This window comes from Halomonas sp. McH1-25, from assembly GCF_022348165.1.
Taxonomy (GTDB): Bacteria; Pseudomonadota; Gammaproteobacteria; order Pseudomonadales; family Halomonadaceae; genus Modicisalibacter.
Map to the genome: position 1 here is coordinate 429,147 of NZ_JAKRFI010000004.1, position 18,904 is coordinate 448,050.

Annotated in this window: 16 protein-coding genes and 1 pseudogene; 10 read left to right on the forward strand and 7 right to left on the reverse strand. The window is 60.2% G+C overall.

Translation table 11 applies throughout. The features are described 5' to 3' along the window. Positions 1-7: 7 nt before the first annotated feature. Positions 8-871, reverse strand: coding sequence for an oxaloacetate decarboxylase (locus tag MHM84_RS13545; protein ID WP_239266882.1), 864 nt, complete (start codon positions 869-871; stop codon positions 8-10). A 144-nt stretch (positions 872-1,015) separates the two neighbouring features. Beyond that, on the reverse strand, positions 1,016-1,909 hold the full coding sequence (locus MHM84_RS13550) for a LysR family transcriptional regulator (protein ID WP_239266883.1): 894 nt from the start codon (positions 1,907-1,909) through the stop codon (positions 1,016-1,018). 112 nt (positions 1,910-2,021) lie between these two features. Between MHM84_RS13550 and MHM84_RS13555 the strand changes: the two genes are divergently transcribed. From MHM84_RS13555 to MHM84_RS13595, 9 genes are all read left to right on the forward strand, one after another. After that, on the forward strand, positions 2,022-2,864 hold the full coding sequence (locus MHM84_RS13555; protein WP_239266884.1) for an SDR family oxidoreductase: 843 nt from the start codon (positions 2,022-2,024) through the stop codon (positions 2,862-2,864). Positions 2,865-3,340: 476 nt separating this feature from the next. After that, positions 3,341-4,177, forward strand: a complete 837-nt coding sequence (locus tag MHM84_RS13560; RefSeq protein WP_239266911.1) for an alpha/beta hydrolase — start codon at positions 3,341-3,343, stop codon at positions 4,175-4,177. Between the two features lie 260 nt (positions 4,178-4,437). Then, the gene (locus MHM84_RS13565) at positions 4,438-5,124 is read left to right on the forward strand and encodes a hydrolase (protein ID WP_239266885.1); all 687 of its coding nucleotides are present in this window, start codon (positions 4,438-4,440) and stop codon (positions 5,122-5,124) included. A gap of 61 nt (positions 5,125-5,185) precedes the next feature. Beyond that, positions 5,186-5,764 carry an antibiotic biosynthesis monooxygenase gene (locus MHM84_RS13570; protein WP_239266886.1) on the forward strand — a complete coding sequence of 193 codons (579 nt, stop codon included), beginning with the start codon at positions 5,186-5,188 and terminating at the stop codon, positions 5,762-5,764. Then, on the forward strand, positions 5,761-7,599 hold the full coding sequence (locus MHM84_RS13575; RefSeq protein ID WP_239266887.1) for an amidohydrolase: 1,839 nt from the start codon (positions 5,761-5,763) through the stop codon (positions 7,597-7,599). Before MHM84_RS13570 ends, MHM84_RS13575 begins: the two co-directional genes overlap by 4 nt. A 120-nt stretch (positions 7,600-7,719) precedes the next feature. Further along, positions 7,720-8,493, forward strand: coding sequence for an alpha/beta hydrolase (locus MHM84_RS13580; protein ID WP_239266888.1), 774 nt, complete (start codon positions 7,720-7,722; stop codon positions 8,491-8,493). Positions 8,494-8,515: 22 nt separating this feature from the next. Then, a complete protein-coding gene (locus MHM84_RS13585; RefSeq protein ID WP_239266889.1) occupies positions 8,516-11,623 on the forward strand; it encodes a sensor histidine kinase in 3,108 nt (1,035 codons plus the stop codon). A 2-nt stretch (positions 11,624-11,625) separates the two neighbouring features. Continuing rightward, on the forward strand, positions 11,626-12,258 hold the full coding sequence (locus tag MHM84_RS13590) for a response regulator transcription factor (RefSeq protein ID WP_239266890.1): 633 nt from the start codon (positions 11,626-11,628) through the stop codon (positions 12,256-12,258). A gap of 137 nt (positions 12,259-12,395) precedes the next feature. Then, entirely contained in the window at positions 12,396-13,127 is a 732-nt protein-coding gene (locus MHM84_RS13595; protein WP_239266891.1) for a pirin family protein, read from the forward strand. 93 nt (positions 13,128-13,220) lie between these two features. On the opposite strand, the gene MHM84_RS13600 is transcribed toward MHM84_RS13595, so the two are convergent. Both MHM84_RS13600 and MHM84_RS13605 read right to left on the reverse strand, forming a co-directional pair. Continuing rightward, positions 13,221-13,829, reverse strand: coding sequence for an AraC family transcriptional regulator (locus MHM84_RS13600; protein WP_239266892.1), 609 nt, complete (start codon positions 13,827-13,829; stop codon positions 13,221-13,223). 330 nt (positions 13,830-14,159) lie between these two features. Continuing rightward, entirely contained in the window at positions 14,160-15,164 is a 1,005-nt protein-coding gene (locus MHM84_RS13605) for a virulence protein RhuM/Fic/DOC family protein (RefSeq protein WP_239266893.1), read from the reverse strand. Positions 15,165-15,689: 525 nt separating this feature from the next. Between MHM84_RS13605 and MHM84_RS13610 the strand changes: the two genes are divergently transcribed. After that, positions 15,690-17,033 carry an alginate lyase family protein gene (locus MHM84_RS13610; protein WP_239266894.1) on the forward strand — a complete coding sequence of 448 codons (1,344 nt, stop codon included), beginning with the start codon at positions 15,690-15,692 and terminating at the stop codon, positions 17,031-17,033. Between the two features lie 120 nt (positions 17,034-17,153). On the opposite strand, the gene MHM84_RS13615 is transcribed toward MHM84_RS13610, so the two are convergent. From MHM84_RS13615 to MHM84_RS13625, 3 genes and pseudogenes are all read right to left on the reverse strand, one after another. After that, positions 17,154-17,435: a hypothetical protein gene (locus MHM84_RS13615; protein WP_239266895.1), complete on the reverse strand. Its 282-nt coding sequence runs from the start codon at positions 17,433-17,435 to the stop codon at positions 17,154-17,156. 34 nt (positions 17,436-17,469) lie between these two features. Then, on the reverse strand, positions 17,470-18,510 hold the full coding sequence (locus tag MHM84_RS13620) for an AbrB family transcriptional regulator (RefSeq protein WP_239266896.1): 1,041 nt from the start codon (positions 18,508-18,510) through the stop codon (positions 17,470-17,472). A 98-nt stretch (positions 18,511-18,608) separates the two neighbouring features. Beyond that, positions 18,609-18,904, reverse strand: a pseudogene (locus tag MHM84_RS13625) (tripartite tricarboxylate transporter permease); the annotation flags it as partial.

The following is an 18,904-nucleotide window of genomic DNA, read 5'->3' on the forward strand; positions in this document are numbered from 1 at the left end:
GCCCACTTCACTCCTTGACGTCCATATAGCGCCGCGCCCACTCGCGATTTTCCTCCAGCGTCGAGTAGCGGGTGGAAAGCTCCGAGGCGCTGAGATTGCCTTCGGCGATACCGCGCTGCTCACGCAGGCAATCGTAGGTCGCCTTGATGGCGGCAAAATAGGCAGCATGGCCGTTGACCACCACACGCACCCCGGCCCGGGCCAGCCGCTCACGGTCACGCAGCTCGGGATTGTCGTAGGTGACCAGCATCAGCGGCACGTTCAAGTGCTCGGCAATGCTTTCCAGATGGTCGAAATCGCGAATGCCCACCATGCAGATGCCGTCGGCGCCGGCCCGTTCATAGGCCTTGGCGCGCGTGATGGCATCCTCCGTGCTCAACACGCCCGCATTGGTGCGGGCAAAGATGGCCATGGCGGGATCGATACGCGCCTCCAGCGCCGCCTCGATCTTGCCGATGCCCTCTTCCAGCGGCACCAGATCGGTGGACTTGCGCCCGTACTTGGCCGGCAGCAGGGTGTCCTCGATGGTCAGCGCCGCCACCCCGGCGCGCTCCAGCTCGACGATGGTGCGCATCACATTGAGCGCATTGCCGTAACCGTGGTCGGCGTCGGCGATGATCGGCAGTCGCGCCACGCGACCGATGCGGGTGGCCTGTTCGACGAACTCGCTCAGCGTGATCAGGGCAAAATCGGGAGCGGCCAGCACCTGCAGCGAGGCCACCGAGCCGCCCAGGATACCGACCTCGAAGCCCAGATCGGCGGCGATTCGCGCCGACATGGGGTCGAAGGTAGATGCGGTGAAAAAGCACTCGTCGCGTTCGAGCAGCTCGCGAAACCGATAGCGCAGATCGTGCTGGGAGGGGGTAGCCATGACAACTCCGAATCGCCCGGGCCGCATCCTGCGGGCCCGCTGAATTGAGATAAATGGCTCACCACTTTATACGTTCGTGTGGGCGGCACCAATATCGTCGAATGCGGCTTGTCGTTCCCTGCCGGTGTCTGAAGCGCTACTGAGTCATCGAGGCCTTTTCAACTCATCGATGAATGCCCTGAGCCCTGCCGGCACATGACGATGACCGGAGTAATAGAGACACAGGCCGGGAATCGGCGGACACCAGTCGTCGAGCAGGGTGATCAATTCGCCGCGCTCGAGCCGGTCACGCACGACGTGTTCGGCGAGGTAGGCAATCCCCAGACCGCGGGCAGCCGCATCCGCCATCAGGCCGGGATGATCGAGCGTCAGTGTTCCCGGCACGTTGATGACCTTTTCCTGCCCGCGACGCTCGAACTCCCATCGATAGCGCTTGCCGCTCGGCATTCGCTGGCGAATACAAGTGTGATTCTGAAGGTCTTCCGGTGTTTTCGGCGCGCCATGCTGCGCAATGTAGCCCGGTGAGGCGACGCAGATGAATCGGGTATCTCCCCCGAAAGGGATCGCAATCATGTCCTGCGGAACGGATTCCGCCAGTCTGACGCCCGCATCGAAGCCCGCCTCGACGATATCTATCAGCCGCCCCTCGGTGACCAGATCCAGGCTCACCTCCGGATAACGCGCGAGGAAACTCGGCACGACGCTTTCCAACAGTACGCGCGCCGCAATTTCGCTGGCATTGATACGCAGCTCACCACTGGGACGACCGCGCTCGTCATCGATGGCTTCCAGCGCGGTGTTGAAGTCATGCAGCACGGGCTGCATCCGTGCGATCAAGCGCTCCCCTGCCTGAGTCGGCGAGACGCTGCGAGTCGTGCGGTGAAGCAAACGCACGCCCAGCTCCTGTTCCAGGGTTCGCATCTGATGGCTCAACGTCGAGGGCGACAGGCCCAACTCATCGGCTGCGCGCCGAAAGCTGCCATAGCCGGCGATCAGGGTCAGCGCCCGGATGTCATCCAGGCTTGGCTTGCGATTCATGGCCATATTTCACTAATCCATGCAACGTTGCCCCGATAGTAACAACAATCGTGGCGCGCCAGGATAAGAGCCGTCATCGCGATGGGGCGATGATCAATCTCAGGAGGTTGCCATGACTCAGGCAATGCAAAAAACATGGTTCATCACTGGCGCATCCAGCGGGCTTGGTCGAGCAATGACCGAGCAACTGCTCGAACGTGGCGATCGCGTCGCTGCGACGCTACGCAGGCCCGAGCGTCTCGATGAGTTGAAAACCCGCTATGGCGACAGGCTCTGGGTGGCGGGGATGGATGTCACCGATACGGCGGCGATTCGCGCGACGACCGGGCGGGCCTTCGCCGAGCTCGGCAGAATCGATGTGGTGGTCAGTAACGCTGGCTATGGCTTGTTCGGCGCCGGAGAGGAGCTGACCGATGAGCAGATTCAACACCAGCTCGAGACCAACCTGATCGGCTCCATCCAGCTTATTCGCGCGGTGCTGCCTCATCTACGCGAACAGGGCGGCGGTCGCATCATTCAGGTGTCGTCGGAAGGCGGCCAGATTGCCTATCCCAATTTCAGTCTCTATCACGCCAGCAAATGGGGTATCGAAGGTTTCGTCGAGTCGGTCGCACAGGAAGTAGCGCCGTTTGGCATCGCCATCACACTCGCCGAGCCCGGACCCACCGCCACCAACTTCGCTGCCGGCCTGGTCAGCCCCGAGCCGATGACGGTTTACGACAAGACCCCGGCAGGCGATGTGCGTCGCGCCCTGGCCAATGGCACGTTCGGCAGGTTCAGCGATGGTGACAAGGTCGCGCGGGCAATGATCGACAGCGCCGACCTGGTACCCGCACCGAAACGCCAGGTTTATGGGAGCGAGCCCTGGCAGCGGGTCGGCGATGCCTATCGTGAACGTCTGGCTGCCCTGGAGTCGCAGCGCGCCGTTGCCGCTTCCACCGATGCCGACGCCTGATGAGTTCGCGACTACATTGATTCACGCTCCTGTTCGGCAAGGATGACGGACAGGAGTTTTACTAACTTACTGAATTCGCTTTGAATCGCCTCTAATTTCGCAAATCACCATCAAACTCCCCTCATTGTCCAACCCAAACTCAAGACAGACTACGCTTGTCAACAGGCTTAGGCTTCAACCATCCGCGAGCACTCTCATTACATTCCAGCACGCTCGTACCAGAACCCATTCCCGCAGTGCACCATCATGTCCTCAAACATGCAATTCAGCAGTTACGCTGCATGCCAATAGCGTCAAATAACTTAATGAATGGCCAGGGAGTTTGGCGAATGAACATACCCGAGGAACGGGATGTTTTGAATATAACTCGACGAAATCTACTGATACTCGGGGTTGGAACCGCGGCATTAGCCTCGCTTACAGGCTGCTCGCGTATTGCTGTTTCAAAATCCAAGACCAATGCAAGGAGTAATGAGATGGGCATGATCACGATGACTGACGGCACTGAGATTTACTACAAGGATTGGGGCCCCCAATCTGCCCAACCCATCATGTTTCATCATGGGTGGCCACTCAGTTCTGACGACTGGGACGCCCAGATGCTCTATTTCGTCGGCCAGGGCTATCGTGTCGTTGCCCATGATCGACGCGGGCATGGACGCTCATCCCAGATCGGCGAGGGCCATGACATGGACCATTACGCTGCGGATGTCGCTGCAGTAATAGAACATCTGGATTTACAGGAGACGGTGCATATTGGCCATTCAACGGGCGGAGGGGAAGCGGCACACTACGTTGCCAACCATGGCGAGCGGCAAGGCCGGGTTGCCAAGCTCGTACTGATTGGGGCCGTCCCGCCAATCATGCTCAAGACCGAGAACAATCCAGGTGGCCTGCCCATTGAGGTCTTTGACGACTTCCGTGCTCAGCTTGCCGCGAATCGAGCCGAGTTCTATCTGAACGTCGCGAGCGGTCCGTTCTATGGCTTCAATCGCCCCGATGTAGAACCGTCTCAGGCAATCATTCAAAACTGGTGGCGTCAGGGAATGATGGGCGGAGCAAAAGCCCATTATGACGGCATCAAAGCCTTCTCCGAAACGGACTTCACGGCAGACTTGAAAAGTATATCCATACCGACGCTTGTCATGCATGGCAACGATGATCAAATCGTCCCGATAGAAGACTCGGCAATACTGGCAGACAAACTCCTTAAGAATAGCACCTTAAATATCTACGAAGGTTTTCCACATGGCATGTGCACTACGCATGCCGATGTCATCAATAAAGATCTTCTCGCCTTCATTCAAGACTGACTTGAACATAGGCAGGCGCCTTGTTTCGCAAGGCGCCTTTCCTGCTAGTGCAAAGCAACCTTCAATTCGACATCCGCAGCACGACCGTTCCAGAACCACACAGTTTTTCAATGAGTTTCGAAGCGATTCGGCGAAACTCTTAACGCCTCTCACGGACAATCCACAAGCTCAGTCCGCGGCGATGCGTGTTGTAGCTAATGACCGTCCAGGCATCTTCCGGCCTTATCGAATCGATACTCTGAACATGACAGGTGGCACAAATGACTAATCCAAAACTCGAAGTACTGACACCCAGCAACTGTCAGCTCATCTTCATAGACCAGCAACCTCAGATGGCCTTTGGTGTGCAAAGCATCGATCGCCAGGTACTGAAAAACAATGTCGTGGGTCTGGCCAAAGCCGCCCGGGTATTCTCGATCCCCACCATCATTACCACCGTCGAAACCGAAAGCTTCTCGGGTCATACCTACCCGGAGCTGCTCGGCGTTTTTCCGGATGCGCCGATACTCGAGCGTACCTCGATGAACTCCTGGGACGACCAGAAGGTTCGTGACGCACTAAAGCAGAACGGACGAAACAAGGTGGTGGTTTCCGGGCTGTGGACTGAAGTCTGCAACACGACTTTCGCGCTGTCGGCCATGCACGACGCTGGCTACGAGATCTACATGGTCGCCGATGCCTCGGGCGGCACCAGCCAGGCCGCACATGACTACTCGATGCAGCGCATGATCCAGGCAGGCGTCGTTCCCGTGACCTGGCAGCAGGTGCTCCTGGAGTGGCAGCGCGACTGGAAGAACCGCGACACCTACGACGAAGTCATGGCCGTGGCCAAGGAGCACTCCGGCGCCTACGGGATGGGTATCGATTACGCCTACACGATGGTTCACAAGGCCGAAGAACGCGTCGGCCATGGCCCGACGCTGGCACCGGTCGCTGCCTCCATCTGACCGCCTGGCCGGGACGACGCAACGCCGTTCCGGCCCACCATCCAGGTTGGAGCACCAGACCATGACCCAACAAGCTTCCGAGATCGTCACACTGGTGGTTCGACACCGAGTCAAGGCCGGGATGAACCAGCAGTACGAAACGTGGCTGCGTCGCATCGTCAAGACCGCCAGCCAGATGAGCGGCCATCTCGGCGTCAACGTGATACGCAGCAAGAGCCAAGGCCTGCCGCTGTTCACCAGCGTATTGCGATTCAGTCACGTCCGGCATATGCAGGCATGGCTCGACTCGGCCGAGCGGCAAGAGCTGGTCGCCGAGGTCGAACACCTGCTGGCCGACGGCGACCAGACCGAGGTCAGCACGGACAAGGAATTCTGGTTCGTGCCCAACGACGGCGAAAGCCGCCCGCCACGCTGGAAGCAGGCATGCGTCACCTTTCTGGTGATTCTGCCGCTGAGCCTGCTGGTGCCGCTGCTATGGCAACCGCTGTTCGGCTGGCAACCCGTGCTGGGCGGCTACCTGTCGCGGGGTGTGCTGATCACCCTGACCATCGTCTTGCTGGTGGTGTATGTGTTCATGCCCCTGGCAACGCGCCTTTTCGCTAGCTGGCTAAACGGACCACAGTCCGAGGAGGCAACATGAACGCCGACATGATCCTGTTCAATGGCCGCGTGCACACCGTGGACCGAGAGAACCCGCGAGCCAGCGCCGTCGCCATCAAGGACGGCAGAACCATCGCCGTCGGCGATGATGCACAGGCCCTGGCGACCCGCGGCAACGCGACCCAGGTCATCGATCTGAAACGGCGCACCGTGATCCCCGGGCTCAACGACTCGCACCTTCACCTGATTCGCGGCGGGCTCAATTACAATCTGGAACTGCGTTGGGAAGGCGTTCCCTCGCTGGCCGATGCGTTGCGCATGCTCAAGGAACAGGCCGATCGCACACCTGCGCCGCAATGGGTACGCGTGGTAGGTGGCTGGAACGAGTTCCAGTTCGCCGAGCGTCGCATGCCTACCCTGGACGAGCTGAACAGGGCCGCCCCCGACACCCCCGTGTTCATCCTGCACCTGTACGACCGTGCCCTGCTCAACCGCGCGGCATTGAAAGTGGTGGGCTATACCCGCGACACGCCGAACCCGCCCGGCGGCGAAATCCAGCGCGATGCCAGCGGCGAGCCCACCGGCATGCTGGTCGCCAAGCCCAACGCGATGATTCTCTACGCGACCCTGGCCAAGGGACCGAAATTGCCATTGGAATATCAGGTCAACTCAACGCGCCAGTTCATGCGCGAGTTGAATCGCCTGGGTGTCACCAGCGCTATCGATGCGGGTGGCGGCTTCCAGAACTACCCGGACGACTACGCAGTGGTCAGCGAGCTGGCGAAGCAGGACCAGCTGACCGTGCGCATCGCCTACAACCTGTTCACCCAGCGACCCAAGGAAGAGCTGGCCGACTTCAAGGCCTGGAGCGGCATGGTCAAGCCCGGTGACGGCAGCGACTTCTTCCGCCACAACGGCGCAGGCGAGATGCTGGTGTTCTCGGCGGCCGACTTCGAGGATTTCCTCGAGCCGCGGCCGGACCTCGCAGCCAGTATGGAGCAGGAACTGGAACCGGTGGTTCGCCACCTGGTCGAGCAGCGCTGGCCCTTCCGCCTGCATGCGACCTATGACGAATCGATCTCGCGCATGCTCGACGTGTTCGAGAGGGTCGATCGCGACATTCCCTTCGACGGCCTGCCCTGGTTCTTCGACCACGCCGAAACCATCACGCCGAGGAATATCGAGCGGGTGCGCGCCCTCGGCGGTGGCATCGCCATCCAGGACCGCATGGCCTTCCAAGGTGAATATTTCGTCGATCGCTACGGCAGCCAAGCGGCGCAGCAGACCCCGCCGATCAAGCGAATGCTGGCCGAAGGCATCCCCGTCGGTGCGGGCACCGATGCCACCCGGGTCTCCAGCTACAACCCCTGGACATCGTTGTACTGGCTGGTCAGCGGGCGCACCGTTGGCGGCCTGGAGCTCTACTCCAACGGTCTGGACCGGGACGTCGCGCTGCAACTATTCACCCAGGGCAGCGCCTGGTTTTCATCCGAGCAGGGCCAGAAGGGGCAGATCAAGGTCGGCCAGCTGGCTGATCTCGCAGCACTCTCCGCCGACTTCTTCAGCGTCGACGAGGAGGCAATCAAGTGGATCGAATCGGTGCTGACTGTCGTCGGTGGCAAGGTCGTCCATGGTGCCGATGAATTCGACGCACTGGCGCCGCCAGCGCTGCCCGTCACTCCGGACTGGTCCCCGGTGGCCAGGGTACCGGGGCACTGGAGACACGAGTCGCCACTGCTTGCGCAAGTGCATCACTGCTCGGGGCCTTGCGCGATTCATGCGCACAACCACGACAGCGTACGAACCTCGTCGGTGCCCGTCAGTGATTTCCAGGGCTTCTGGGGTGCGTTCGGCTGTTCCTGCTTCGCATTCTAAGCATGACGTTATGAGTACGACCCAGTGTTCGGCGCCGGGTAGTGGAAACGGACATGCGATACCACCCGGCCCGATATGCTATTTGCGGTTACGCCACGAATCGCACGCCAAGTATCGACCATGAACAGGCCAGTGCTGTTCATTCACGATGCCTGGCTGACAACGGCTATCTGGGAGCATTTCAAGAGCCGCTTCGCAGCCTGCGGATACACCTGTATCGTGCCGCCCTGGCACGCGCCGCGCCCTCCAGCCGAAGGGATGCCACCAGCGACACGGCCGGCCATCCTGGGCATCGCCCAACTGATCGATCACTACGCATCGATAGCCGAGGGCCTGCCCGCTGCGCCTTTGCTCGTCGGTCACGGGTTCGGCGGCCTGGTCGTCCAGATGCTGCTCGACCGCGGCCTGGGCTCGGCCGGGATCGCCATTGCTCCCGTCCCGCCGCGCGGCGTCCGGCGGGACATCCTGGCCTTCGCCCTTTTACCGCTACTGCTCAAGGGCGGCTTGCACGAGTTGCAGGTGGAGATGACCTTCGCGCACTTCGCTGCCAGGGTCGCGCAATACCTGTCGCCTCAGGAACAATATGCGGCATACCGGCGGTACTGCGTGGCGATCCCGCGGCGCATTCTCTACCAAGCCGTGCTGGGTATCGACAGCGGCGTCGACTTCGCCAATGACCAACGTGCTCCCCTGCTGTTGATCGCTGGAAAAAATGACCGTGTCATCCGAGCCAGCCTCGTGGTATCCATCTATCATCATCATCACCGCTCGATTGCGCCCACTTCATACAAATGTTTCGCCGGTCGCAGCCATTGGCTGATCGCCGAGCCGAACTGGGAAGAAGTAGCGGACTACTCGATCGAATGGTCACAGGCCCAGTCAGGACGATTCTAATAAGCTTACCGGGCGCTGATACATGAAGGTTCCAACCAATAGAGCCGTCTTGCCTGGGGACTTCGGCAAGTGTGCTACGCCTGTCGCTTCCGCGGCCATCGTCAAGACCGCTGTCCTGCTATGGCTGATTTTCGTCGCTCTGAGTTGGTCGTCTCCGGGCTCGGCCCGTGTCATCAGTCAGCTGGAACACAGCCGCTGGACCGCCGCCGACGACGGTCCGAGCCAAGTAGGCGCCCTGGCACAGACGCGCGACGGCTATCTATGGCTTGGTAGCAATGACTCGCTGCTTCGTTTCGACGGCATGCGCTTCGCCCGCTATCAACCTCCCGACGGCCAGGCACTGGGCACCGTCTCGGCATTGCTGGCAACCGACGACGAATTGTGGGTCGGGCTACGCGCGGGTGGCGTGCGTCGCATCTCGGCGGATGAGATGACCCGCTACCCACCCCAGGCAGGCCTGCCCGGCGGGGTCGTCTACGAACTCGCCGAAGACCGGCAGGGCAACATCTGGGCCGCCGCCAATGACGGCCTGGCGCGTTTCGATGGCAAGCAGTGGCAGCGCGTTTCCGCACAGCTGCATTTTCCGGGTCGCCATGCACGCTCGGTATTCGTCGACCGCAACGGGGGGCTGTGGGCCGCCAATGAAGAGCGCCTGTTTTACCTGCCCAACGGCGCGCCTGCCTTCGTCGATTCGGGACTGGCGGTGGACTGGGCGAGCCAGGTGACCCAGGCGCCGGATGGCGCCATCTGGGTGACCGACCGCTATGACGGCACGCTGCAGAGGTTCGACCCCGCCACTCGCGGAATCTCGCGGCTGCCCAATCCGGCCGGCGGCAGCAACGGCCTGCTGTTCGACAGCACCGGCGCGTTGTGGGTCGGCACCGTCGGCAATGGCATCCGCTATATGGCCCAGCCCTCCGCATGGCCAGGCGCGGACGGTGCGGCGGTGGAAGAATATACCAGCCGGGACGGCCTGAGCTCGGATTACATCTGGCCGCTGCTGGAAGACAGCGAAGGCAACATCTGGGTGGGAACCAGCTCGGGGCTCGATCGCTTTCGTCCACGCGCCGTGACCACCGCCCCGCTGCCTCACAATGCGATCAACCCCGCGCTGGCCGCTGGTGCCGATGGCAGCCTCTGGGTCGGTAGCGGCAACCTGCCCGCGATGCGCTTGAGGGAGGGCCGCCTGGACACGCTGAACATGCCGCCGCCGGTCACCGCGGCGCTAACGGACGGCCAGGGACGCATCTGGATGGGCGGGCCCAACGGGATTTGGCGATCGCGCGGCGACCGCCTGGAGCCGCTCACGCCACTGCCAACCGCTGCGGCGCTGGATTCCTCGGTGCGCGCCATGTCACTGGACGCGAGTGGCACGCTATGGGTTTCGATCAACCGGCTGGGCCTGTTCGCCTGGCGCGACGGACACTGGCAGCCCATGCCGGCGCCCACCTCCCGGCCCAGCCAGACAATGCCCGTAAGCGCCTCGGCCGATGGCCGGGGCAGGCTCTGGTTCGGCTATCGCGACAACCTGATCGTAACCCGGCAGGGTAGCGACACAAGCCAGTGGGGCAGCGCCGATGGCCTGGACATCGGCCATGTCACCGCCATTGCCCCCAACGGCAAGCACGCCTGGGTCGGCGGCCAACGCGGCATGGCGTATTTCGACGGACGACGCTTCCACGGCTTGCGGCTACCCAACAATGGGCTATTCGACAATATCTACGCGATCATTACCGTGCCTTCGCAAGTGCATCCCGCCCTTGCAGGAGAGGATCTATGGGTGCATGCGAAATCGGGTATCTATCAGTTGCCGGCCGCCGAACTGGCGCAGGCCATGGCGAATCCCGACCATGATATTCGCTACCGAAGCTACGATGTGATGGGCGGCCTGGCCAACGATCCGCATCAGGTACTTCCACTGCCGACCGCGGTCCGCGGTCGCGACGGACGCCTCTGGTTCGCTACCGCCAACGGCGTCGTCCAGATCGATCCCACCCGCCACGCTCAGCGCGTCGCCACGCCGAAAGTGGCCATCGAGTCCGTGAGTGTCGACGGTGGCGAGGTCTCGGCAACGTCACCGACAGTGCCGGCCACGATGCAACGAATCGAGATCGGTTATACCGCACTCAGCCTGTCGGCGCCGGAGGCGATGCACTTCCGCTACCGCCTGGACGGCTTCGATCGTGGCTGGCACCACGCCGGGCCCCAGCGTCAGGCCATCTATACCGGGCTTGCTCCGGGCGATTATCGCTTCCGCGTCGTCGCTCTCAACCAGGACGGCATCGCCAGCCAGGACGAGGCGACGCTGAATTTCAGCGTACCGCAGGTGTTCTACCTGAAGCCGCCTTTCCTCCTCGCTGCCGGCCTGCTACTGGCCGTCCTGCTGTGGCGGCTCTACCGCGCCAGCATGCGGCGCTCGGCCGAGCAACTGCGCGCGCGCCTGGAGGAGCGGCACGCCGAGCGCGAGCGCATAGCCCGAGAGCTGCACGATACCCTGCTGCAAGGCGTTCAGGGGCTGATGCTGCGTTTCCAGGCCGTCGCGCAAACGATTCCCGAAGATGCACCGGCGCGGGTCAAGATGGATCAGACCCTCGACCGTGCCGACCAGGTGCTCAGCGAGGGGCGCGACCGGGTGCTGGACCTTCGCAGCGCCGAGGCTTCATCCACGAGCCTGCTCGCGGCCCTGGCCAGGGTAGGCCGCGAGTGCGCGCTGGAGGGCGCGGCCGAGTTCAGGGCATTCGCCCGAGGGAGTCGCCGGCCACTACACCCTCTCGTCCGGGAGGAAGCCTACCGCATCGGTCACGAGGCCATCGTCAACGCCTTCAAGCACTCCAGTGGCACATGCATACACTTACATGTCGCCTATGGCTTGCGAGAGTTCGAGGTGCGGGTCAGCGACGATGGAGTCGGCGTCGATGCGGCCTATCTCACACCACTCGGACGCCCGGCGCATTGGGGCCTGCGCGGCATGCACGAACGCGCACGCAATGTCGGTGCGAAGCTGACGATCAAGCGCACCAGTCCCAAGGGTACCGAGATTCGCCTCAGCATACCGGCCTCGTCGGCCTACCGACGCCTGCCCTCCCGCTTTCAGCGTTGGTGGCAGCGTCTGCGCAATCAAAGGAGCTAAACGTGTCGTCAGCGAAGCCCCCCATCCGCGTCATGGTGGTCGATGATCACCCCTTGCTACGCGAAGGTATTGCCGCGGTCATCGACGGACAAACCGACATGATCCTAGTGGCCGAGGCAAGCGATGGCCGCGAAGCGCTGGAAACGTTTCGAACGCTGCGCCCGGACGTCACCCTGATGGACCTGCAGATGCCGGACATCAACGGCATCGCGGCGATTACCGCGATACGCGCAGAATTTCCCGAGGCGCGTATCGCCATACTCACCACCTACCGCGGCGACGTGCGGGCGCTGCATGCCATCAAGGCGGGCGCCATGGCGTACCTGCTCAAGAGCACGCTGCGCAAGGAACTCGTCGACACCATACGACTGCTGGCCGCCGGCAAGCGCCATTTCCCACCGGAAATAGCCGCCGAGCTCGCCAGCCATCTCGACAAGGATGGCCTGAGCGCCCGCGAGATTCAGGTATTGCAGTGCGTCGCGCAGGGCAAGTCGAACAAGCAGATCGCTTCTCAGCTGCGGATCACCGAAGACACCATCAAGGGGCATCTACGCAGCATCATGGAGAAGCTCGCCGCAACCAATCGCACTCACGCGGTGGCGATCGGCATCCAGCGCGGCTTCATCGAGCTTTGAACCGCACAACCAGACAATTACCGCACGCCGATCCAAGCCGAGGTCGCCGCCTTCGGGCATGGTAAGCGTGATGAAGCCCCCTATCGGCACGCTTGGCTGCCCTGCCCCAGGGTCAGTCGCTCCATGGAGATAGCGAAATGATCGACACGACCGAGATTCGCAAGGCATTCGACCGAGGCCAGGCGGATCATGGCTGGCTGAAGTCCAGCCATAGTTTCTCCTTCGCCTCTTACTATGATCCCCATCAGGTGGGGTTTTCCGATCTGCTGGTGATCAACGACGACCGAGTGGCAGCCGGTGGCGGTTTCGCCAAGCACCCACACCGCGACATGGAAATCTTCTCTTATGTCCTCGAAGGCGCACTGGCGCATGGGGACACGCTCGGGACGGGGTCGGTGATTCGTCCCGGTGACGTCCAACTGATGAGCGCCGGTACCGGTGTCGCGCATAGCGAATTCAATGCCAGCAAGACGCAGCCGGTGCACTTCCTGCAGATCTGGATAGTTCCTGCCACCAAGGGCACCACACCGCGCTACCAACAGCAGCATTACAGCGAGGAAGAGAAGCGCGGCAAGCTGCGACTCATCCTCTCGGCCGATGGCGAAGGCGGCTCGCTGAACATCAATCAGGACGTGCGGGTCTACGCTGGCCTGTTCGACGGAAGCGAGCGAGAACAGCTGTCTCTCGTTGGCGAGCGGCACGTCTACGTCCACGTCGCGAGCGGCTCGCTGACCGTCAACGGGAATCGGCTGAGCGAAGGCGATGGCATGAGGCTGCGATACGCCGAAGACTTGCTGATCGCCAACGGCGAGCAGGCCGAAGTGCTGGTATTCGACCTACGCCCCAACGAGCTACCCGAGATGGACTGAAGGGGCTAGCCGGTCCTAGCCAACCGCCTTGAGCAATAGGGCAACGGGCGCCGCGCGGGCGCCCGTTGCTAGCAATAATGCGTTACCGTCGAATCAACTCACGACGCTATGCCCTTCGGTGCTCTCCGGTTGGCCGTACAACCGCCGCCACTTCTGCGGGGTGAGCCCCGTTTCACGACGGAACGTGCGGCTGAAGTGGGACTGGTCGCAAAACCCATGATTGAGCGCGATTTCGGCCAACGGCAGCCGGCTCCTCAGCATCGCCTGACGAGCCAGCTCGATACGCCTGTGCGCAACGTGGACCTGGGGGGCAACGCCCATGGCCTGCTTGAACGCATGGGAAAAGTAGCTGACGCTCAGCCCGAGGACCGTCGCCAACTGCGTCGTACGGATGGTGGACTCGATATGCAGATCGATGAAGCTATCCAAACGCTTGATTTGCCATCCCGCCAGCCCCCCACTGAAGCGGGTGCTCGCCGAACCGGTTCGGCCAGCTTGACCCAGTAGATCGATCGCCTGGGCCAACCGCACGATCGCGGTTTCGCTATCGTTACGCAAGACGCTTTGGGCATCGCCAATCAACCGAAGCACGGTCTCGACGGTTTCCGCTGATGTACCGGCGAGGCACTGCCCCGTAGGAACGCCATCCAGTGCGTCCGTGTACATAACGACAGCGGCCGTAGCGCTATGCCTCATGTTCATGATTTCGGTCTCCCGGGAATCAATCCGAGAGCCAATCATCCGCGCCGCCGTGTAGTGGGCAAAGCCCACTATGGGGGGCACCAGAACCACCCAAAAGTGTGGCTCGTTCACCCTGGCGGCTGGAGTGTCGGCATTGCGGTCCGTGGCCCTGGGAAGACCTCGATATTCTTCAACTTCGTGCCCATCTTCGCTCTGCTGATCCAGATGACCATGGGCATCGAGCCGCAAGCGGCACAACTGACCGGAATTGCGATCACTATCTTGGGAGTTCTGATAGGCCAAGGCATACGCTGAGTGCGTTCAAGCAGTTGGTTATTATGCTTCGGTGATTTAAGCGGACGCTGAGTCAGCAACGAGCATATTCATGATCAGCCGAATCATCGTTTCTTTGTTAGACGGATCGGATTCCGCCACTAGCAGTGTGAGTGCTGCCAGGCCGATATCGTTGATCACCGGCTCACCCGCTGTGTTCAGCAAGCGCCCATTACGATGCAGGAAGTCGACGAACAAAAACGCCGCGCTACGTTTGTTCCCGTCAGCGAAAGGATGGTTCTTGATGACAAAATAGAGCAGGTGCGCAGCCTTGGACTCAACGCTGGGATATGCCGGCTCACCGAACACCGATTGATCCAGGTTTCCCAGCAACGCCGCCAAACCATCGTGGCGATCACGGGCGAACAACTCGGTCGCCTCGCCCCGCCCTATCAGCTCCGCTTTCAAGCTTTCCAGCGCAGCCCGGGCCTCTTCCAGCGACGGCAATCGACCACCCGGCTGCGCCTGTGGCTCGCTCAGCAGGCCCTCGTCATATCGCTGCAGCAACAGAAACGTCTGCGCGTACCCTGCCGCAATATCCACCAAGCCCCGCCCCCCGGAGATATCCAGCGCTGGGCTGTGGGCCACCTTGCGCATCAACGTCATCGCCGCTTCCAACTCCCGCGCATTGGCTTCGAAGCGCTGCTGATGCAGGGTCCAGCCCTGGGTCAGGTGATCGCGCAGGACGCGCGTAGCCCATTGGCGAAAGCGAACCGCGCGCCGAGAATTGACGCGGTAACCCACGGAAATGATGGCGTCGAGGTTGTATAGGCGAACTCGCCGCCGTACCTGACGTCGGCCCTCTTGGCGAACTACCGAGGATTCCTCGGTAGTTGCGATTTCGTCCAACTCTTCGTCGGCGTAGATATTCTTGAGGTGGAGACTAACGTTGTCCGTCGATGTATCGAACACCTCGGCCATCTGCCGCTGTGTCAGCCATACCGTCTCGCGGCCGCCGTCCAGGCGAACGTCGACGGCCTTGTTAGCATCTTCGTAGATGAGAATTTGCAGCTGTTCGCTCATATCAATTTTGTTCGAGTAGTGCCACTCTTAACCGACGATAACACGCCCGCTCGAGCAATACGCGCATATATGCCTCATCCGACGAATCCGGCAAGATCGCCTACGACATCGAACCGTCGATAATGAACACCATCGGGCCACTGGGGCTGTATGCCCAAGATATGCTGGAGTTCGCCACGGCACGCTGCCATAGCCCAGAGTCTGAGAACATGCAGCCTTCGTGAAGCCCCGATTCGACTCAGTGCATGACGACCATCACCACCATCACCGCCGTCAGCAATAACAGGTATACCCCGGCATGTAGGCGATCGGGTATACCGACCAGAACGACGCTTACCTGTTTGCAGCGGCCTACATGAGCATGTGATCAGCGTCATTCCAATCGACGCCAGCGGTGTTGTCCAGGACTTGCAGCAGGTCGTTGAAACGGGCACCACGCTCACGCCATGCATGGTCAGACGCATGGATTTCCAATGAAATTCCAAAAGCTAAAAATAAGCACGCTATCAAGGTATGTTTTGCAAAATGCTGAAATATGTTACTCTGCGTAACCCCAATACAGCAAATATGCTGGACCAATCTGATCAAAGGAATGATCAAACCATGCAGATAAAGAAACTTAACCTAACGACACTAGCACGCGTGCTTTCCCTAGCTTTTGCCGTACCTTTATTTAGTGGTTTAACACATAATGAGGCACAAGCTCTCACTTACCAGGAACGTCAAAAACTGGATCTAAGAAGTTACGAAGTAACCGACCCTGATGCTTCATACTTTAATGTCGACAAGCGCATAAACGAATTACAAAACACGCATAATTCGATATTAATTGGCTTGAAGGACAAATTACAGCTAGGGCAAAGCTGCCGTTATCTTCTTTCCATACCACCATTGGATAAAGAAATACGCATTCCAGGATTTTATCCAAAACCTGATGCTTGGGAGCGAGCCACCGAACCCCTTTTTCAATTCGAAGATATAGTAAGCAGCTTAGCGGGAAACTATGTTGCGACCATGGGTGACGCTTATTACGGTAGATGTCTCATACAGTTTTTAAACAAATGGGCCGAATCCGAGGCATTGGTAGACTTCTATTACTCAGGGCAGGATAAACAAGGTGATGGACAAGCCTGGTATTCGACGGAATCCATGATTTTTGCGGCCGCCATGGCTTATTCCGTAGTCCGCCCTCGCATTGAAGGGATGGAGCAAGAAAAAACAACAATTGACAAATGGCTCAATCTGCTGGCTCACAATCATTCTTCAATTATCGGTGGAGATAACGGTAGCTGTTGCAACAACCATTTTTATCGTCGCGCCCTTTACTCCTCGATAGTCGGTATTCTTACTGAAGACAATGAACTTTTCCGCTACGGAGTCAGCGCTGTCTATTCTGCCCTCTCGGATCTCACGAAGGACGGGGCGCTTCCCTTGGAAATACAGCGCGGACGCAGGGCAGTTCATTATCAAAACTATGCCTTGCTTTATCTAGTGACAAACATGCAAGTTATTTCTCGCCAAGGTTACGATGTTTTCGACAAGGAAATTGATGGAAGAAACATCAGCGACGCCGTCGACTTTTTCCTTACCGTAGTTGAAGACCCAGCTGAATTGGAAGGTTATGCTACCCAGGAGCAATATCTTGGCTTCCTCGATGATAGCCAGTATTTCACTTGGATGGAGATTTACCTCTCCCATTTTGAAGACTCGCGCGTTAATGATTTCTTGAATCAATATCGCCCTGTCAGTAATCGAGGGGCGGGAGGTCATATTAGCCTTTATTTTATGGACCCAGATGCTCAACAATTGATAGTGCTTCAGGAGACCGTCAAGGAAAAGGTCGAATTGATAATTCCCGATACCGAATAAGGGCTGCTATTTTCTCCAGCCCGAGGCAGGCATATGCTCGTTACGGTGCCGAGGCGCTAGCTACTTCTGCGTCGCATATCATACATACGAGCAAGCCTCGGGCTGCCCCTATTTCGCCTGCTATGCGGCTCCGCATGTAAAATAAGGGATTACACTGACGCTGGGATAGGCCGGCTCGCCCCGCCCTATCAGCTCTGTCTTCAAGCTTTTCAGCGCAGCCCGGACCTCTTCCAGCGACGGCAATCGACCACCCGGCTGCGCCTGTGGCTCGCTCAGCAGGCCCTCGTCATAGCGTTGCAGCAACAGAAACGTCTGCGCGTATCTCGCCGCAATATCCACCAAGCCCCGCCCCCCGGAGATATCCAGCGCTGGGCTGTTGGCCGCCTTGCGCACCAACGCCATAGCGGCCTCAAGCTGCGGGTTTAGTTCCGCACACTCATAGCTCATCACTCATGCGTTTTTTCCGGTTTAACCATCGCACCCAAAGCGGGGCAGCGATCATCAATGCAACCATGCGCAGCAAATGGTGAAACGCCACGAACATCGGGTCCAGCCCCAGTGCCACGGCGACAATCGCCATCTCACCGATGCCTCCCGGCGCAAGCGCCAACAGTGCAACGTCACGGGGCACGCCAACACTTAGATGAATGAGTTCGGCAAATACCGCAAGCACGGCCAGGGCCAGGGCTGTCGCAACTCCGGCTTGAAAGGCATAGCGCCCCAAACGCTTGCCCGTCAGCCCCTGGAACCGTGCCCCGATGGCACTGCCCAGCATCCAGAGCATGAGGTCCATCCCCCAGGCCGGCAATTGCAGGCTGGCGATGCCGAAAAATCCCAATACGGCCACCAGCAGCAACGGGGCCAGCAGCGATGGTGTCGGCAGGTTTAGCCAACGCCCCAGGGGAATCACGACGGGCAGGGTCAGCAGTAACCAGAGATGCTCGGCCTGGCCGCCCCGCGCGGCATCCGCCGAGGCCGTACTGTCTTCGAAGGTCCAGAACAGCGCCGGCAATAGCAGGATCACCAGAATCACCCGCAACGACTGGGCAATGGCGATACGCTGCGGATCGCCGCCAACCCTGTCGCCCAGCATGATCATGGCGGTCATGGCACCGGGGGCCGAGGCAAACCAGGCGCTGACGGCATCGAATCCGCACCGACGATACCAGGCCGCCGCTGCGGCGGTGGAGGCCGCGACCCCGAGCAACAGCAACATGGCTGAGACAGGCCAGTCGAGCAGACGCTGGGCCAACTGCGGTGTCACCTGGCTTCCCAGAACCAGTCCCAGCACACCGAGAAAGGCCTCACGCAAGCGCTCGGGGACTGCGACATCGATGCCCCGCGCCGAGGCCACGAGATTGGCTGACAAAGGACCTAACATCCAGGGCAGAGGTAACCCCAGCACCTGAAATGCCACACCACCGATGGCGCCGATTCCCAGCGCTTTAACCAGTGATGCCGTTGTCCTTCCTCTCATGAGCAATAGCTACCCTTTCGCGACAGGCCTATAAGCACGACACGAAAATGCCCCCGACACAAGTTTGGCGAGGTGTGCCAATAACACTGAAAGCTGACTCAATCCGTCTGGTTGCCGTGCCCAGCCGCCGCCTGCATGCGACGACGCAGGATCGGCCCGACGATGACCGGCAGCACCAGGCCGACGATGGCCACGACCCACAGCCCGATGGCCAGACCGCTGTCCCACAGCGCCGTCCAGTCGCCGTCGGCGATGTCCAGCGTGTGACGCAGGTTCTTCTCCATCTCCGGCCCCAGCAGCAGACCCAGGATGATCGGCACCATGGGAATCTCCAGCTTGCGCAGCAGGTAGCCGAACACCCCGAAGGCGACCATGAAGTACAGATCGAACGCCG